This is a genomic window from Arthrobacter sp. B2I5 (assembly GCF_030816735.1).
Classification (GTDB): Bacteria; Actinomycetota; Actinomycetes; order Actinomycetales; family Micrococcaceae; genus Arthrobacter.
The window spans coordinates 545,892-563,330 of the sequence record NZ_JAUSYF010000001.1 but is presented as its reverse complement, the minus strand read 5'-3'; the positions used below and the strand labels follow the sequence as shown (position 1 = coordinate 563,330).

Genomic DNA, 17,439 nt, shown 5'->3' with positions numbered 1-17,439 from the left:
AGTCAGTTGCGGTGGCGCTGGGAGCGCAGCTTCACTGCGGCCGCGGCCAGGATCAGGGTGCCGGGAACCACCACGAAAAGTGCGGCGAGCATCCAGACGAACACCACGGCACCGAACAGCGCGGCGGCGATCAGCAGGGAGCCGGTCCAGTCGCGCAGCGAGATTGCCTGGCCGGCCTGGAGGGCCCGGCGCCATGTCTCATTGCCCGTGTTTCCGGTGCCGGAGGAATCGGACCACGCCGATGCCGTGCGCAGCAGCAGGATGGCTGCTCCGGCGGCAAGGATGAGCGTGGCGGGCAGCACCACGCCGCGGCCCGGCAGCTGCCCCACCCATGCAAGCAGCAGGTTGAGGACAATCACGACGGCGGCTGCCGCCGTGGTGAGCCCCAGTTTCCAGCTGCCGGGAAGGGCAGCCTTGAACAGGTCCCAGAGGCCGCGGACGGAATCGTCCCGGCCGTTCAGGTGCCGCTCAAGGTGGGCGGTGCCGGCGGCGTAGGCGGCGGGGATGGTGACCAGCGGGATGGACAGCACCAGCACCAGCACCCCCGCCAGGAGGGTTTCGGAGAACAGGGCGAACCGGTTCACCGGGATGGGCTCGTGGCTGGATGCGGGTGTGGTGCTGTCCATTACGCTCATTTTCTGTCTCGTTTCCGCTAGCCCTTGAGGCCCTGGGTGGAGACGCCTTCAACAATGTACCGCTGGAAGATCAGGAAGAAGATCAGCACGGGCAGCAGGGCCAGGACGGACATGGCGATCATGGCGCCGTAGTCCGAGGACTGGGTCTGGTCCACGAAGAGCCGCAGTGCCAGCGGCAGCGGGTACTTGTCCGGGGTGTTCAGGTAGAGCAGCGGGCCCAGGAAGTCGTTCCAGCTCCAGATGAAGGAGAAGATCGAGGTGGAGATCAGAGCCGGCTTCATCAGCGGCAACATGATGGAACCGAAGATCCGTGCGTGTCCGGCGCCGTCGATCCTTGCCGCCTCATCCAGTTCAGCGGGCAGGCCGCGCATGAACTGGACCATGAGGAAGACGAAGAACGCGTCCGCGGCCAGGAACTTGCCGATCAGCAGCGGCACATAGGTGTCCACCAGGCCCAGCTGCTGGAACACGATGTACTGCGGGATGATCACCACGTGGAAGGGCAGCAGCAGGGTGGCGATCATCATGCCGAAGAAGACGCTGCGGCCGGGGAAGTTGATCCTGGCGAACGCGTACGCCGACACGCTTGCCGACAGGACGGTCCCCACCACCGCGCCGATGGCCAGGATCAGGGAGTTGGTGAAGAACTGCAGGGTGGACACCCCGCCGATCCCGTCCATCGCGGTGACGAAGTTGTCGAAGCTGAAGTTGTTGGACCACAGCGACGTGTTCTGGCCGCCGATCTCGGAGTTGGGCTTGAAGGACGACGCGATCATCCACAGGCCGGGGTAGAGCACAATGGCGGTCAGGGCGAGGGCCACGATGTGGAAGATGGCGCTCTTGGCCCGCTTGGTCCCGGTGGATTCGGATTTCGGGTTGTAGGCCGGGGTGGCGGCGTCGGGGGTGGACTGCGTGGGTGTTGCCATGGTTGTCATCGTGAATCACCGCTGTAGTGGACCCAGGACTTGGACGTGCGGAAGAAGATCAGCGTGATGATGCCGACCACGATGACCAGCAGCCAGGCCATGGCCGAGGCGTAGCCCATCCGGAAGTCGCTGAAGCCCCGCAGGTACAGGTAGAGGGTGTAGAAGAGGGTGGAGCCGGCAGGGCCGCCTTCACCGTTGGAAATGATGTAGGCCGACGCGAAGATCTGGAATGCGTGGATGGTTTCCATCAGCAGGTTGAAGAAGATCACTGGGGAGAGCATGGGCCAGGTGATGTTGAAGAACTTACGGACCGGGCCGGCGCCGTCCATCGATGCTGCCTCGTACAGCTCACCGGGGATCTGCTTGAGGCCGGCCAGGAAGATCACCATCGGTGCGCCGAACTGCCACACGGTGAGCAGGATGAACATGGGCATGGTCATAGACGGGTTGCCCACCCAGCCGCCCAGGTTGATCCCGAAGAAGGACAAGCCCTGGTCCACCGGGCCGGAATCGCCGAACATGGCCTTCCAGACGATGGCGATGGAGACGGAGGCACCGATCAGGGAGGGTGCGTAGAAGGCGGAGCGGTAGAAGCCCTGGCCGCGGCGCTTGCTGTTCAGCAGCATGGCCACCGCCAGTGCCGCCGCAAGCTTCAGGGGCGTACCGAAGACCACGTAGCCCACGGTCACGCCCACCGACTGCAGGAAGCGTTCGTCCTGGAACAGGGTGGTGTAGTTGTCCAGGCCGATCCACTTGGGCGGCTCGAACAGGTTGTAGTTGGTGAAGGACAGGTAGAGCGAGGAGATCATCGGCCCAACCGTGAGGGCAATGAATCCCAGCAGCCAGGGCAGCAGGAAGGTGTAGCCGGCACGGGCGTCCGTGCCCCGCTGCCGCGATTTGCGCGGCAGCGGGGACGTGGACGACGCCGAACGCCTGCTCAGAGTTGGGCTTTGAGTCACGAGTTCATTCCGTCAGTCGTGGAACCTGGATGGGAGGGCATGGCGCCGGATCAGGCGTTCTGCTTGATGAGGTCTTCGGCTTCCTTGAACCAGGCGTCGGCGGCACCGTCGATGGTGAGCTTGCCGTAGTTCATGTCCGAGGCAACGCGCTTGAAGGAGGCTTCGAGCGTGCCGAAACCGACGATGGGCGGCTCGGGGGCGTCCTTGAGGTACTTCTCGATGGACTTCTCGTAATCCACAACGAGCTTGTCGGTGCCCTCAAAGGTGGTGCCGTCGCGCTGGGTCTTGGAGGCGGGGACGCCGCGGGAGGTCTTGAAGATCTGGCCAACCTCGGGGTCGTTGACCATGAAGTCGATGAACCGTGCCGCTGCGTCCTTGTACTTGGTCTTGGCGCTGGCCACCATCAGCATGGAGGGCTTCAGGAACAGGCCCAGGTTGTCCGGGTCATCCGAGGGAACGGGGACAAGTTTCAGTTCCTTGGCGCCGCTGTCCCCAAGGTAGCCGGCCATGAAGTTGTCCCAGGTGACTTCGGTGGCAGTGGCGTTGGAGCCGAACGGCGACTTCGGGGCCAGCTGCGTCACGCGGTCCTCGGGGATGATGGCGCCGGTGCCCCGCAGGTTCGCCGTCAGGTTCCACCACTTCTTCAGGTCGTCCTTGCTGAAGCCGAGCTTGCCCTCGGAGGTGAAGGCCTGGATCTTGTTCTGGCGCAGCCAGATGTTGAACATCCACCAGACGCCCGTGTAGTCGGTACCGCCGTAGAGGGCTCCGTTGCTCTTGGTGCCCACCTGGGTCAGGAAGTCGTTGAATTCCTTGTACGTCCACTTGCCTGTGGGCTCTGCAATGCCCAGGGGTGCCAGCTTTGCGGGGTCGTAGTAGACAGCGAACGCGTTCGTGCTCGTCGGGATGCCATACTGCTTTCCCTTGATCTGCCCCGACGGCATGAGCGACTTCTCGAACGCGTCGGTGTTGATCTTCACCGTGCCCAGGTCCAGGAGCTGGTTGCGCTGGCCGTAGTCGCGCAGGTAGGACAGGTCCCACTGCATGACGTCCGGCAGGCCGCCGCCGGCAGCCTCGGTGGCGCGCTTCTGCCAGTAGCCGGCGAAGTCGGTGAAGTTGCCGTTGACCTTGATGTCCGGGTTCTTCGACTCGAAGAGGGCGATTGCCTTGCGGGTACGCTCGGCGCGGTCGTCGTTGCCCCACCAGGTGTAGTTGATGGTGACGGGTTTGTCAGCGGATCCGGTCTGGCCGGAAGAGCCTGATCCGTTTCCGCACGCGGACAGTGCTGCGGCAGATGCGGTGCCGATGGCGACGGTAGTGAGGAAATGCCTTCTGTTGATCACGGGAGCCTCCTTGCTCGATGAGTGCTTTGCCATTTTCTCGGTCTACAACGCGAGTAGTGAGCTGGCTTACACGGCTTCTGAAACGATACAATATCTGCATTCCCGAAATTGGGCAAGCGTTTTCCAAAGGTCTGATGTCAGATCGGGTTTTCGTCCCAAACAGACAAAGGAGTCCCATGACAGAGCAGGAAACCACCGGTCCGTCGAGCATCTGGACCAAGGTCCAGGGCATCGGTTTCGGTGGTGACTACAACCCTGAGCAGTGGCCGGCCAGCGTCCGTTTGGAGGACCTGGAACTGATGCAGGAAGCGGGGGTGAACTTCCTCAGCGTGGGGATCTTCTCCTGGGCGCTGCTGGAACCCTCCGAAGGGCACTACGACTTCGGGTGGCTGGACGAGGTGATGGACAACCTGGCCGGCATCGGGGTGAAGGTGGCCCTGGCCACCGCCACCGCCGCTCCCCCCGCCTGGCTGGTCCGGAAGCATCCGGAAATCCTGCCGGTCACGGCTGACGGAACCGTGCTGGGGCCGGGCTCGCGGCGGCACTACACGCCGTCGTCGGCCGTTTACCGCCGTTACGCCACCGGGATTACGCGCGCCATCGCGGAACGGTACAAGGACCACCCGGCGCTGGCACTGTGGCACGTGGACAACGAACTGGGCTGCCATGTCTCCGAGTTCTACGGGGAGGAGGATGCCGCTGCTTTCCGGGCCTGGCTGGAACGCCGGTACGGGAGCATCGATGCGCTCAATGCCTCCTGGGGAACTGCCTTCTGGTCCCAGAACTACGGCTCCTTTGATGAAATCCGGCCGCCCTCCGTTGCGCCGTCCACCCTCAATCCGGGGCAGCAGCTGGACTTCCAGCGGTTCAACTCCTGGGCGCTGATGGACTACTACCGCCAACTCGTGGCCGTCCTGCGCGAGGTAACCCCGGACATCCCCTGCACCACCAACCTGATGGCATCCAGCGCCACCAAGTCCATGGACTACTACGACTGGGCCGGGGACCTGGACGTCATCGCCAACGACCACTACCTGGTGGCCGCCGACCCCGAACGGCAGATCGAACTCGCGTTCAGCGCGGACCTCACCCGTGGCATTGCGGGCGGCGACCCGTGGATCCTGATGGAACATTCGACGTCGGCCGTCAACTGGCAGCCGCGCAACCAGCCCAAGATGCCGGGCGAGATGCTGCGCAATTCACTGGCGCACGTGGCCCGCGGGGCGGACGCCGTGATGTTCTTCCAGTGGCGGCAGAGCTTTGCCGGGTCCGAGAAGTTCCATTCGGCCATGGTGCCGCACGCTGGACGCGACACGCGCGTGTGGCGTGAGGTGGTGGAGCTGGGTGCTGCGCTGAAGCGGCTCGAGCCCGTGCGCGGTTCGCGGGTCCAGTCCCGCGCCGCGATTGCCTTTGACTACGAGGCGTGGTGGGCTGCCGAAATCGACTCCAAGCCGAGCATCGACGTGAAGTACCTGGACCTCCTGCGGGCTTTCCACCGCGCACTGTTCCTCCGCGGGATTTCCGTGGACCTGGTGCATCCCTCCGCCTCACTGGAGGGGTACGACCTGGTCCTGGTGTGCACGCTGTACTCCGTGGCTGATGATGCCGCGGCCAATATTGCCGCAGCCGCCTCCGCCGGCGCCACCGTGCTGGTGAGCTACTTCAGTGGCATTGTGGACGGGAAGGACCATGTGCGGCTGGGCGGCTACCCCGGCGCCTTCCGTGAGCTTTTGGGGGTGCGGGTTGAGGAGTTCCATCCCCTCCTTGCCGGTTCCCAGCTGAAGCTGAGCGACGGCACGCTGGCTTCGGTCTGGAGCGAGCACGTCCACCTGGCCGGCGCGGAGGCTGTGCAGTCCTTTACCGGGTACCCGCTGGAGGGCGTTCCTTCCCTCACGCGCCGCAGTGTCGGTTCCGGATCAGCTTGGTACCTGGCCACCTTCCCCGACCGGGACGGGATTGATGCTCTCCTGGACAAACTGCTGGCCGAGTCCGGGATCTCCCCCGCCGCGGCTGCCGATCCGGGCGTGGAGCTGGTGCGCCGGCTTTCCTCCGATGGGCAGAGCTACCTGTTCGCGATCAACCACACCCGGTCGGACGCTTCGGTGTCGGCCACCGGCACCGACCTGCTGACCGGCGGGACATTCTCCGGGACTGTTCCGGCAGGCGGTGTAGCCGTTATCGCGGAGGCTTAGGCACCCTGCTCCACAAGAGTCCGGGGGCGGCACCGCCCTTGGTGCCGCCTTCCCCATCCGTCCCGGGGCACTTTGGGCACGCCTTCTGCACAAATCACGACGGCGGCCGGCGGGTCCGTGTCAAAGTGCCCCGTTTCGGAGGGCCCCCTTAAACAGCTCCGCCCCGGAAGGAACATTGGTTCCTTCCGGGGCGGAGCTGCCACCCGCCGTCGGACGTCTGTGATGAGGAGGCACCATCGAGACGGTCCGGAGCCGTGTTGGCGGGGTGAGGACTATTTGCTGATGGCGGACTTCATCTCATCAGTCGCTTTCTTGCCTGCATCTTCTGGAGAGAGCCGTTCGAACAGGACTTCGGAGGTGTACCGCTTGATGATTTCCTGGATGGCTCCTGCACCCTTCGGGGGCGGTGCCGGTGCCTCGCCAAGCTCATCCTTGATCTGGTCAATGAACTTGACCACCTTGACGTCGGCCGGAGTCAGCTTCGGCTGGATGGCGGCCCGGACCTCCGAGTTGGGGTAGACACCGCGGTCAGCGAGGAGGGCCTCGCCGGCTTTGACGTTGTTGGTCAGGAAGTTGATGAACTTCGCCGTTTCCTGCGGGTGCTTGGTGCGCGAGGAGGCGGACCAGAACTGTGAGGCCTTGTACCAAAGGCCCGCATCATCGGCAGAGCCGGTCTTGGTGGGGAACCGCAGGATCTTCAGGTCCCCGCCGCTTGCCTTCTCCAGTGCCGGGGCCTGGTTGGACCACCAGAAGGCCATGCCGTTCTTGCCCGTGGCCAGTCCGCTCTGGTCAAGCGGGGCAGCCTCGGCTTCCACCACCTCGGACGCGGACGGCACCGCCTTCTTCTGGCTCAGCTGCTTCAGGAAGGCCCACCACTCGGCGATGTCGCCCGGCTCGAAGCCCAGCTTGCCGTCGGACGTGTACAGCGACTTGCCGTTCTGCCGGAGCCAAACCCCCAAGGAAGCCTCATCAGTTCCGTAGGCTGCAGCGCCATAGGTTCCCTTGGGCGACTTGGCCGTGATCTCTCCGGCGATGCGGCCAAAGTCGTCCCACGTCCACTTGCTGTCGTCCGGGAGCGGCACTCCGGCAGCCTGGAAAACGGCAGGGTTGGCCAGGATGGTGGCGGCGTTGATGCCTGCGGCGATCCCGGTCAGCCCCTTCTCGCCCTTGCCGGCGTTCAGCGCCGCTTCGTCCAGCTTGGAGGTGTCAATCTCGTACTTGGACAGGTCAAGAAGGGCACCGCGGCTGGAGTACTCCGTGATGTACTTCTCGTCCATCTGGATGATGTCCGGGGCATCATTGGCCGCTACCTGCGTGGCCAGCTTGTCCCAGTAACCGCTCCAGTCGCCGAATTCGGGCTTGACCTTGATCTTGGGGTTTTCGGCTTCGAACTGTTTGATGGCTTCCTGGGTCAGCTGGGCGCGCTTGTCGCCGCCCCACCAGGAGAAGCGAAGCTCCACGGTGCCGTCGGCGTTCTGCGGGGCTGCTCCCCCGCCACAGGCGCTGAGTGCCATGACGGCGGCGACTGCGGCGGCAACAGCGCCGGCTTTACGGGTTCGGCCAATGCGGGGTGGGTGGGTGGTGCCTGATGCGGGTGCCCCTGCAGGCTGCTTGGCAGCAGACGCAGGACGGGGAAAAAGCGGCACTGTTACTCCGATCTTCGTTGATCCAGGTGCGGGTTTATCGTGGGGACGGCGGCCGACTCCAGCAGGAGTGCTGGCCAGGAGCCGTGAAAGCGCTTTCTGGCACTAACACTACAAGTTAGTTACTTGTATTACAAGATGGTGCTGCCATGAAAATTGAGCGATTAATGAGCCGGAAAACCACGACGAACGGCCCGCCACTGGGGCGGGCCGTTCGTCTCTGAGGGTTGGCACCCGGCTTATGACATGCCGGGTCTATTTGATGCCGGTGGTGGCGATGCCCTTGATCAGGAACCGCTGCCCAAAGAGGAATACCAGGAAGACCGGCAGCAGGGACACGATGGACATGGCGAACAGCGAACCCCAGCTCGTGGCCGACTGCGAATCCACAAACGCCCGCAGCGCCACCGGAACGGTGAACATGTCCGGGTCCGTGAGGTAGATCAGGGCGCCGAAGAAGTCGTTCCAGGTCCAGATGAACGTGAAGATGGTGGTGGTGGCCAAAGCCGGCACCATCAGCGGGAGGATGACCCGCAGGAAGATCCGCGGATGGCCCGCGCCGTCGATTCGCGCCGCTTCATCGAGCTCGCGCGGGATGCCGCGGATGAACTGCACCATGAGGAACACGAAGAACGCGTCCGTGGCCAGCAGTTTGGGTACCAGCAGCGGCCAGAAGGTGTTCACCCAGCCGATCTGCGAGAACAGGATGTACTGCGGAACGATGACCACGTGGAACGGCAGCATGATGGTCAGCAGCATGATGCCGAAGAACAGCTTCTTGCCGGTGAACTGCAGCCGGGCGAAGGCGTAGGCAGCCATGGAGCAGGACACCAGGTTCCCCAGGATGGAGCCGACCACCACGATGGCCGAGTTCAGCATGTAGTGGCCAAAGGGGTGCGTCAGCGCTGACCAGCCGGAGGTGTAGTTGCTCATTTCCAGGCTGTTGAGCCAGAGGCCCGGCTCACGGAAGATCAGCTCGTTGGGACGCAGGGAGGACACCACCATCCACAGGAGCGGGTAGATCATCAACCCGCCGGCCAGGATCAGGATGCCATGCTTCATCAGCGATTTACCGCGCTGGGCCCGGCTGAAGGCCAGCGTTCCACGGGACTCGCGGACCCGGCGCTTGCGGTCGTTAGGCTTGCCGGCACCCTCGGACTTCTTCGGGGCGGGCAGCGTCTCAAGCTCAGTCGTCATAGAAAACCCAATACTTAGAAGCGATGAAGTTGATGGCGGTGAAGACGCCGATGATGAGCAGCAGCACCCACGCCATGGCTGATGCATAGCCCATGTCGAACTGGCCGAAGCCCTTTTGGTAGAGGTACAGCGTGAAGAACATTGTGGAGTCGGAGGGCCCGCCGTTGCCGCCCGAGACGATGAACGCCTGGGTGAACGACTGGAAGGAACCGATGATTTGCAGCACCAGGTTGAAGAAGATGATGGGGCTCAGCATCGGCATGGTGATCCGCCCGAACTGCTGGAGGGTGGTGGCGCCGTCCACTCTTGCAGCCTCGTAGTACATGTTGGGGATCTGCCGCAGGCCCGCCAGGAAGATAATCATGGGGGCACCGAAGGTCCAGACGTGCAGCAGGATGATCGATCCCAGTGCAGTGCCGGGGTCCGAGATCCAGCCCGGGCCCTGGATACCGAACATGGCCAGGACCTGGTTGACCAGGCCGGTGGTGCCGAAGATCTGCTTCCACAGGATGGCCACGGCAACCGAGCCGCCCAGGAGGGACGGCAAGTAGAACACCGAACGGTAGAACGGCAGGCCGCGGAGGCCCTTGTCCAGGACGAGCGCAATGAGCAGCGCCACGGCGAGCTGCAACGGCACGCCGACAAAGACATAGGTGAACGTGACCCGGAGCGAGTTGTGCAGCCGCGCGTCACTGAGCATCCGGGTGAAGTTGTCCAGCCCGGTCCATTCCGGCGGCTGCAGAAGGTTGTAGTCAGTGAAGGAAAGGTAAAGCGACATCAGCATGGGTCCGATGGTGATGGCCACCAGGCCCACCAGCCACGGGAGCAGGAAGATGTAGGCGGCCTTGTTGTCCCGCCTGTTCGCCTTCTTCTCCTCCGGGGTGGCCTTGCCCTTCTTCCGGGTGATGGAGCTGAGTTCGCTGATGGCGCTCACAGGAGCTGCTCCATCCGGGATGCCAGGGTCACTGATGCCGGCGCCAGGGCCGGACGCAGTGTCCTGGAGATGTGTTTTGCGGCCATGTGGTCTCCTTTGGTCATCGTGGCCTCCACGTTGCGGTCATCGCCAGGCGATGGGGGTCGGGCACTTCCGGCACGGTCTGTTGTCGTCTTGAGGACTACAGGATCCGGGGCCGTGGGTGCCGTTTGAATTGCGGCTCCGTACCAAAGTAAACGGTTTCTTGACTCCTGTATAGCCCTTTGTTAGTTTTTGAGAAAACGCTTTCTGTTACCGGCATCACGCCACCCCACCAACAAGCCGAGGGGCACAACCAATGAAGTTTGGTCTCAAGAAATCCGTCATGGGCGTCACCGGCATTGTTGCCGCCCTCGCCATGGCCTTGACCGGCTGCGGCAGCAGCCAGCAGGCCGGAAAAGTGGGGACGGCGGAAGACCCCGTCACCATCCGCTTTGCCTGGTGGGGCAACGATTCGAGGGCGAAAACCACTATGGAGGTTATCAAAGCCTTCGAAGCCGCAAACCCCACCATCAAGGTCCAGGGCGAAAACACCGAATACAGCTCCTACTGGGACAAGATGGCCACCCAGATTGCGGGCGGAACCACACCGGATGTCATTGCCATGAGCGGTGCCTACCCCAGCGAGTACGCCAGCCGCGGCGTTTTGCTGGACCTGGCCAAGGTCAAGGACCAGATCGACACCTCGAAGTTCGCGGAAGGCACCGTGGACCTGGGCAAGATCGACGGCAAGCAGTACACCATCACGGCAGGCGTCAACTCCATGTCCATGGTCCTGGACCCCAAGGTGTTCGAGGCCGCAGGCGTGGCGATGCCCAATGACGAGACGTGGACCTGGGACGACTACGCCAGGATCGCAGCCGAAATTACGCAAAAATCCCCAGCCGGAACCTTCGGCACCACGCCCATGTCCAACGACTCCTTCCTTGCCGTGTGGGCACGCCAGAACGGCGAGGCCCTCTACACGGATGACGGAAAGAAGATGGGCATCAGCGAGGACACGCTGGCACGGTGGTTCGAGCTCAACAAGAAGCTGATGGATACCGGCGGCGCCCCTTCCGCATCACAGACCGTGGAGGACGGCTCCGCGCAGCCGGAAATGACCCTGATGGGACAGGGAAAGCAGGGCATGAAGATCTCGTGGAGCAACCAGATGACGTCCTACTCCGGCGCTCCCCTGGTCATGGCCAAGCTGCCCGGCGAAAGCAAGCAGACCGGCGCGTGGCTGCGCTCCTCGATGGAATACGCCATCTCCTCCAAGTCCTCCCAGCCCAAGGAAGCGGCCCTGTTCATCAACTACCTGGTCAACAACATGGACGCTGCCACCAAGATCAAGAGTGACCGGGGCATGCCTGCCAACACCGAGCTGAAGGCGGGGATCACTCCACTGCTGAAGGAAACCCAGCAGAAGGAAGCGGCATACCTGGACCGCATCGCCGCCCTGAAGGTCCAGGCTCCCAAGCCGTTCCCGGCAGGATCTTCGGCCACCATGGAAGTTTTGAACCGTTACAACACGGATGTACTCTTCGGAAAGATCTCCCCGCGGGACGCAGCCAAGGGCCTGATCTCCGAGGTCAACCAAAACCTGGGCTGACCAGACCATCCGCGCGGTAACGGCCAGCATCACCATCGGAAGGAGGCCGGCACAGTGACCCCAACACCATCGATCTCAGCGGTACGGCCCAGCGCAATCGCCGGCTACGACGACTGGCCCGCCTACTTGCACAAGTATCCACGCCACCAGGCGTTCACGCAGCCGGCGCAGGAGTTCTCGGACGCTTTGGGTGTGCCTGGGGCAGGGGAACCTCCAGAAGTGACGGTGCACTGGGAGGAAACGTACGACGGCGCCACCACCTCCCAGCTCAGCTGGCAGTTGGGCTTCGGGCCGCGGACAACGGGCTGGCTGGTCCGGCCGGCCGGAAGTCCAGGACCCCTCCCGGGGGTCCTGGCGCTGCACTGCCATGGCGGAAACAAGTTCGGCGGGGCCGACCGGATGGTGGAATTACCGGACACCCACCCGTCGGCGGCGGCCGCCCGTGCAGGCCACTACGATGGCCGGGCCCTGGCCACCGACATCGCACGGCGCGGCTTCGCTGTCCTGGCCCACGACACGTTCGCCTGGGGCAGCCGCCGGTTCGACCTTTCAACTCCCCCATGGCGGACCGCGTCGGCAACAGCGGCGCGGCAGGCGCAGTGGCGGGAGGACGGCGTCGTACCCTCCGACGCGGACCAATACAACGCCGCTGCCGGCTTCCACGAAGACACCGTTGCCAAAGCCGCAGGTCTCCTGGGCACCAGCCTGGCCGGCATGGTGGCCCATGACGACCTTGCAGCGCTCGACATCCTGGCGGCCCTGCCGGACGTGGACCAGGACAGGCTCGGCTGCATCGGCTTCTCAGGCGGCGGCGGCCGGTCACTCGCCCTCTCCGTCCTCAGCCCGCGTATCCGGGCCGCCGTGGTGACCTGCATGATGACCACCTTCGAATCCCTTCTCCCTGCCTACCTGGACGCCCATTCCTGGCTGCTGCAGACGCCAGGGCTGTGGAAACTGGGCGACTGGCCGGAACTCACAGCCCGTTCAGCCGACGCCCAATTCCTGGTGCAGTACGCCCTGGCCGACGAGCTCTTTCCGGAGGACGGGATGCGCCAGGCGCACCGGATCCTGGAATCCCTGCATGACGGCACGGGCCGGTACACGGGCAGCTTCCGGCCCGGCGGTCACGTCTTCACCGCGGCCATGCAGGACGAAGCCCTTGATTTCCTGGCCAAATCGCTGGCATTCTGACCCCTTTTACAACTGCTCCCACGTCTTATAACTGCTCCCAAGGACCCACGTGACCACACAGCATTCGGCCGAATCCACACACCAGCAGACCGCTCCGACGGCCATCCCGCGGGTGGCCCTGGTGGGCGTGCACGGCTTCGGCGAGCGGCATCTTGCCAACCTGGCCCGGCTTGAACAGGCCGGCGCCCTGGAACTGGTGGCCGTCGCCGATCCCAACCCGCCGCAGCCCGGCAGCCTGGCCGCTTCGGTGGCCGTATTCCCGGACCTGGACGGACTGCTGGCCGCACAGCCGGGCGTCGACGTCGTCATCATTGCCACCCCCATCCAGACGCATGCCCCGCTGGCCATCGCCGCCCTGGCCGCCGGGATGGACGTCTACGTGGAAAAGCCGCCCGTGGCATCCCTGGCCCAGTTCGAGCAGGTCCTCGCCACTGCCCGGGAGAGTGGCCGCCTGGTCCAGGTGGGCTTCCAGAGCCTGGGATCCCACGCCCTGCCCGCCATCAGGGACACTGTAGCCGCCGGGGAGATCGGCACCGTCCTGGGCATCAGCGCCAGCGGCCAGTGGCTCCGGACCCAGGCATACTTCAAGCGCTCACGCTGGGCCGGAAAGCGCAGCCTGGACGGCGTGGATGTGGTGGACGGTGTTGCAACGAACGCCCTGGCCCACGCCGTTGCCACGGGCCTCTCCCTGGCCGGCGCACGGACCCTCGCAGACGTCGCCTCCGTGGAGACGGACCTGTACCGGGCCAACCAGACCGAAAGCGACGACACCTCCGTGCTCCGGGTCCACACCGCCCAGGGAACCACGCTGCTGTGCGCCCTCACGCTCTGCGCACCCGAACAGCTGGACCCCACCGTCACCGTGCACGGCACCCTGGGCGACATCACGCTCTCCTACACCCGGGACGAGGTGGTCGTCACTACCCCCAACGGCGAGCGCCGGGAGGCCTACGCGCGCACGGACCTGCTGGAGAACCTGCTCGAGGCCCGGGCCACCGGGGCTCCCCTGCTCTCTGCGCTGCAGGACACCGGCGCGTTCACCGCCGTGCTGGAAGCCATCCGCACCTCTCCCGCGCCGGCCCCGATCGACGGACAATACATCTCGTGGGAGGGCGGAGGCGACGACGCACATCCCGTGGTCCAGGGCATCACCGACCTGATGGCCCGCGCCGTCAAAGCGCAGGCAACCTTCGCCGAGCTCGGAGCCCCCTGGGCCCGCGCCCTGCCGCCCACCCACACGCTAACCCTGGACGGCCACCCGGTGGCGGACTACCGCGACGGCAGCCACATCCGCGCCGTCTCCTCCCCGCGCCCCTACCTGCACCCGGTCCGGACCCTTGCCGGAACCGTGGTGACGGACCACCAGCCGCTGGACCATGTGTGGCACCTGGGCGTTGGAGTGGCGCTGCAGGACGTGGACGGAGTGAATTTCTGGGGCGGCCGGACCTATACCCGGGAGGCCGGGCAGTACGTCTGGCGCCCGGACCACGGCAGCATCGCCAGCACCGGCACTGGGTCCGCACAGATGGACGCAGCCGAAGGGCACGCGGGCCGGCTCCAGGAGGTGCTCAGCTGGAACGGCCCGGACGGCACCCCCATCCTTGTGGAGGAACGCACCTGGGCATGGTCCGGCGTCGCGCCATCCATCTGGCAGCTGTCCCTCGACTTCGCGCTGTCCCCCGCGGGTGACAAGCCAGTCAGCCTGGGCAGCCCGGGATCGAACGGACGCTTCGAGGGCGGGTACGGCGGCTTCTTCTGGCGCCTTCCCCAGTGCCGGGACGCGGCAGTCTGGACGCCCGCCGGTGCCGGCGAATCACAGACCCACGGCAGCGTGACGCGCTGGCTCGCCTGGTCAGGAAAGTTCGACGGCGGACCGGCCACCTTGGTTTTCGTCGCCCCGGAAGGCTCCACTGATCCCTGGTTTGTCCGGGTGGAGGGCTACCCGGGCGTGGGCCAGTCGCTGGCGTGGGACGCCCCCGTCATTGCCCGGCCGGGCAGCCCGGTGCGGCGGAGCATCACCGTTTTTGTGGCCGACGGAATCCTGTCCACAACCGACATCGAAGATCTGATCAACCAGCAGGGGGACCCGTCATGACCCAAACAACCACCTCAGCCGTCCCCCATGGGGAAGCGCGCCTGGCGCCGGGATCAAGGACGGACCGGGCCATCAAGCGCCGGCGCGTCCTGGACATCCTGGACGGGGCCGGGCAGGACTCCCTGCTGCTCACCACCAACACCGCCCTGACCTGGTACCTGGACGGCAGCCGCGTCCACATCAGCCTGGCCGGCGATCCCATCGCCGCCCTGCTGGTGGACCGCGACGGTGACCACCTGGTCACGTTCAACAACGAAGCCGGCAGGATCGCCGCCGAGGAGCTGCCCGCCGGAGTCAACCTGCACACCGTCCCCTGGTACGGGAACCTGCACCAGGCCGCGGCCGCCGTCGGGAACGCCTCCCGCCCCCCGCTGGCGGAAGCGGACGTCACGGCGCAGCTGCGCGCCGCCCGCCAGCAGCTCCTCCCGGCCGAAACTGCCCGCTATTCCATGCTCAGCGCGGAACTGGCCGGGATCATGACCGATGTCCTGTCCGCCGCCCGCCCGGACACCACGGAGTTCGAGCTGGTCTCTGCGCTGGCCGCCCGGGTGGTGGCCGCCGGTGCGGAACCGCTGGTGCTCCTGTGCAACGGCAGCTCCCGCAGCACTTTCCGGCACCCGCTGGCAACGCATTCCCCGCTTGGCCGCCGCGCCATGGCCGTCGTATGCGCCCGCCGGGACGGCCTGGTTGCCAACATCACCCGTTGGATCCGGTTCGACGCCGGCACCCCCGAAGAGCGCGACGCCGAGGCCCGCATCGCGGCAGTGGAGGCGGACATTTTTGACGCCACCGTGCCCGGGGCCCGGCTGGACCGGATCTTCGCCGAGATCCAGGCAGCCTATGCGCGGCACGGTTTCGGTGCGGACCAGTGGGAACAGCACCACCAGGGCGGTCCGGCGGGTTACGCGGGCCGGGATCCCCGGGTCACCTCTGAGGTTACGGACACGGCTGTCCTGGACCAGGCCTTCACCTGGAACCCCTCAGGCCCGGGCGTCAAGATTGAAGACACGGTGCAGCTCACCGAGTCCGGACTTCGCGTCCTCACCGTGGACCCGCGCTGGCCGGTGGCTACGGTGAACGGGCTGGACCGGCCGGTGACCCTGCAGCTCTAGACAGACGCCCGCTCAGATACTGCACCAAAAAACGAAACGCCCGCTCAGTTATGGCCGGTAATACGGCAATAACTGAGCGGGCGTTTCGAATAAAGGGACGTTATCCGAGCGGGCGTTGCTACGGAAGCTGCAGTTCACCGTCCACGCGGCGCGGGATGCCCAGGAGGCGGTTGTCCTCGCGCAGTGCCGGGTGCAGCACTGATTCGGGGGCGTCCTGGTAGGCCACGGGGCGCTGGAACCTGCGGACCGCCGTGGCGCCCACCGAGGTGAAGAGCGAGGTGGTGGCCGGGTAGGGGCCGCCGTGCTGCTGGGCCCAGTTGACGGCTACGCCCGTGGGCCAGCCTTCGAAGAGGACGCGCCCGGCGAGTCCGGACAGCTGCTCCGCCAGGCCCGCGATGTCTTCACCGGGCTGCGCGTGCAGGGTGGCGGTCAGGCTGCCCGGGACCTTGGCCAGGACGGCGGACAGTTCGTCCTGGTCCGCGTATTCGATCAGGATGGTGGTGGGGCCAAAGCATTCCTCCAGCAGCTGCTCAGGGCGTTCCAGCACCTTGACTGCGGTGGTGGAGAACACTACCGGAGCCGCACCATTGGACGCCGCATCCTGCTCCACGGTGCCGCTGACCACATCCACGCCGTCCACTGATGCGAAGGCGCGCAGGCCGTCCGGGTAGGCTTCGGCGATCCGGGTGGTGAGCATGCCCAGGGCCGGCTTGTCCTTGCTGGCCTCCGCCACTTCCTTGGCGAACTGCGTTCCCGCCGGGATGAACACCAGGCCCGGCTTGGTGCAGAACTGGCCCGCACCAAGGGTGAAGGAGCCGGCCAGTCCGGCGGCGAGTTCCGCGGAGCGGGCCTGCAGTGCCGCTGCGGTGATGACTACGGGGTTCAGGCTCCCCAGCTCCCCGTAGAACGGGATGGGGTCGGGACGGGAGGTGGCGAGGTCGAACAGGGCACGGCCACCGGGGATGGAGCCGGTGAAGCCCACGGCTTTGATGGCGGGATCCTGCACCAGCGCCGTTCCCACTTCGCGTCCGTGGACCAGGGCGAACAGGCCTTCCGGTGCACCGGCGCCGCGGAGCGCCGCCGCCACGATTTCAGCGGTGCGCTCCGACAAGCGGAGGTGGCCCGAGTGTGCCTTGACGATCACCGAACAGCCGACGGCAAGGGCGGAGGCCGTGTCCCCGCCCGCTACCGAGAAGGCGAACGGGAAGTTGGAGGCGGAGAAGACGGCAACCGGGCCGATGGGCTTGAGGATCCTGCGCAGGTCCGGCCTTGGCGGGGTGGCAGCTGGATCGGCGTGGTCAATGATGGCCTCAAGGTACGAGCCCTCGGTGATCACGCGGGCAAACAGGCGCAGCTGGCCGGTGGTGCGGGCAACTTCACCGGTAAGGCGCGCGGCGCCCAGGCTGGTCTCGGCATCGGCGATCTCCACCAGTTCGGCAGCGTTGGCGTCCAGGGCGTCCGCCACGGCGTTCAGCCAGCCGGCGCGTTCAGCATCGGAAGCTGCGGCCGAGATCCTGGCCGCTGCTGTGGCCGCAGCGGTGAGCTCGGTTAAGGAAAGCGTTGCAGTTGTCACGTCAGGTAC

Annotated in this window: 13 protein-coding genes; 5 read left to right on the top strand and 8 right to left on the bottom strand. The window is 65.4% G+C overall.

Annotated features, from left to right (window positions below):
* Positions 1-2: 2 nt before the first annotated feature.
* Genes QFZ60_RS02635 through QFZ60_RS02620 form a run of 4 tightly spaced genes read right to left on the bottom strand, consistent with a single transcriptional unit; the run spans position 3 to position 3,860 of the window.
* A complete protein-coding gene (locus QFZ60_RS02635; protein ID WP_307087888.1) occupies positions 3-635 on the bottom strand; it encodes a Poxvirus protein I5 in 633 nt (210 codons plus the stop codon).
* A 17-nt stretch (positions 636-652) separates the two neighbouring features.
* The gene (locus QFZ60_RS02630) at positions 653-1,570 is read right to left on the bottom strand and encodes a carbohydrate ABC transporter permease (RefSeq protein ID WP_307087886.1); all 918 of its coding nucleotides are present in this window, start codon (positions 1,568-1,570) and stop codon (positions 653-655) included.
* Complete coding sequence (locus QFZ60_RS02625) at positions 1,567-2,520, bottom strand: carbohydrate ABC transporter permease (RefSeq protein WP_307087884.1); 954 nt, start codon at positions 2,518-2,520, stop codon at positions 1,567-1,569. Before QFZ60_RS02625 ends, QFZ60_RS02630 begins: the two co-directional genes overlap by 4 nt.
* A 50-nt stretch (positions 2,521-2,570) precedes the next feature.
* Entirely contained in the window at positions 2,571-3,860 is a 1,290-nt protein-coding gene (locus tag QFZ60_RS02620) for an ABC transporter substrate-binding protein (RefSeq protein WP_307087883.1), read from the bottom strand.
* Between the two features lie 176 nt (positions 3,861-4,036).
* On the opposite strand from QFZ60_RS02620, the gene QFZ60_RS02615 reads away from it, so the two are divergent.
* On the top strand, positions 4,037-6,052 hold the full coding sequence (locus QFZ60_RS02615) for a beta-galactosidase (protein WP_307087882.1): 2,016 nt from the start codon (positions 4,037-4,039) through the stop codon (positions 6,050-6,052).
* Between the two features lie 272 nt (positions 6,053-6,324).
* Here the strand turns inward: QFZ60_RS02615 and QFZ60_RS02610 are convergent, their stop codons facing one another.
* The 3 genes from QFZ60_RS02610 to QFZ60_RS02600 all read right to left on the bottom strand — a co-directional run bounded on the left by QFZ60_RS02610 (position 6,325) and on the right by QFZ60_RS02600 (position 9,826).
* Positions 6,325-7,698, bottom strand: a complete 1,374-nt coding sequence (locus QFZ60_RS02610) for an ABC transporter substrate-binding protein (RefSeq protein ID WP_307087880.1) — start codon at positions 7,696-7,698, stop codon at positions 6,325-6,327.
* A 252-nt stretch (positions 7,699-7,950) separates the two neighbouring features.
* Positions 7,951-8,892, bottom strand: a complete 942-nt coding sequence (locus QFZ60_RS02605) for a carbohydrate ABC transporter permease (RefSeq protein WP_307087878.1) — start codon at positions 8,890-8,892, stop codon at positions 7,951-7,953.
* Positions 8,882-9,826 carry a carbohydrate ABC transporter permease gene (locus tag QFZ60_RS02600; RefSeq protein ID WP_307087876.1) on the bottom strand — a complete coding sequence of 315 codons (945 nt, stop codon included), beginning with the start codon at positions 9,824-9,826 and terminating at the stop codon, positions 8,882-8,884. Before QFZ60_RS02600 ends, QFZ60_RS02605 begins: the two co-directional genes overlap by 11 nt.
* Positions 9,827-10,163: 337 nt before the next feature.
* Here QFZ60_RS02600 and QFZ60_RS02595 point away from each other — a divergent pair, with 337 nt between their 5' ends.
* The 4 genes from QFZ60_RS02595 to QFZ60_RS02580 are packed head-to-tail and all read left to right on the top strand — an operon-like array spanning position 10,164 to position 15,857.
* On the top strand, positions 10,164-11,459 hold the full coding sequence (locus QFZ60_RS02595) for an ABC transporter substrate-binding protein (protein WP_307087874.1): 1,296 nt from the start codon (positions 10,164-10,166) through the stop codon (positions 11,457-11,459).
* 54 nt (positions 11,460-11,513) lie between these two features.
* A complete protein-coding gene (locus QFZ60_RS02590; protein WP_307087873.1) occupies positions 11,514-12,650 on the top strand; it encodes an acetylxylan esterase in 1,137 nt (378 codons plus the stop codon).
* 49 nt (positions 12,651-12,699) lie between these two features.
* Entirely contained in the window at positions 12,700-14,745 is a 2,046-nt protein-coding gene (locus QFZ60_RS02585; RefSeq protein WP_307087871.1) for a DUF6807 family protein, read from the top strand.
* Positions 14,742-15,857, top strand: coding sequence for a Xaa-Pro peptidase family protein (locus QFZ60_RS02580; protein WP_307087869.1), 1,116 nt, complete (start codon positions 14,742-14,744; stop codon positions 15,855-15,857). The genes QFZ60_RS02585 and QFZ60_RS02580 overlap by 4 nt, the downstream gene beginning before the upstream one ends.
* Before the next feature lie 118 nt (positions 15,858-15,975).
* On the opposite strand, the gene QFZ60_RS02575 is transcribed toward QFZ60_RS02580, so the two are convergent.
* Entirely contained in the window at positions 15,976-17,430 is a 1,455-nt protein-coding gene (locus QFZ60_RS02575; protein ID WP_307087867.1) for an aldehyde dehydrogenase (NADP(+)), read from the bottom strand.
* Positions 17,431-17,439 lie beyond the last annotated feature (9 nt).

Bases quoted from the DNA above. Each gene is read 5' to 3' on its own strand.
- QFZ60_RS02635 (WP_307087888.1), bottom strand. From the start codon at position 635: ATGAGCGTAATGGACAGCACCACACCCGCATCCAGCCACGAGCCCATC.
- QFZ60_RS02630 (WP_307087886.1), bottom strand. From the start codon at position 1,570: ATGACAACCATGGCAACACCCACGCAGTCCACCCCCGACGCCGCCACC.
- QFZ60_RS02615 (WP_307087882.1), top strand. From the start codon at position 4,037: ATGACAGAGCAGGAAACCACCGGTCCGTCGAGCATCTGGACCAAGGTC.
- QFZ60_RS02605 (WP_307087878.1), bottom strand. From the start codon at position 8,892: ATGACGACTGAGCTTGAGACGCTGCCCGCCCCGAAGAAGTCCGAGGGT.
- QFZ60_RS02595 (WP_307087874.1), top strand. From the start codon at position 10,164: ATGAAGTTTGGTCTCAAGAAATCCGTCATGGGCGTCACCGGCATTGTT.
- QFZ60_RS02580 (WP_307087869.1), top strand. From the start codon at position 14,742: ATGACCCAAACAACCACCTCAGCCGTCCCCCATGGGGAAGCGCGCCTG.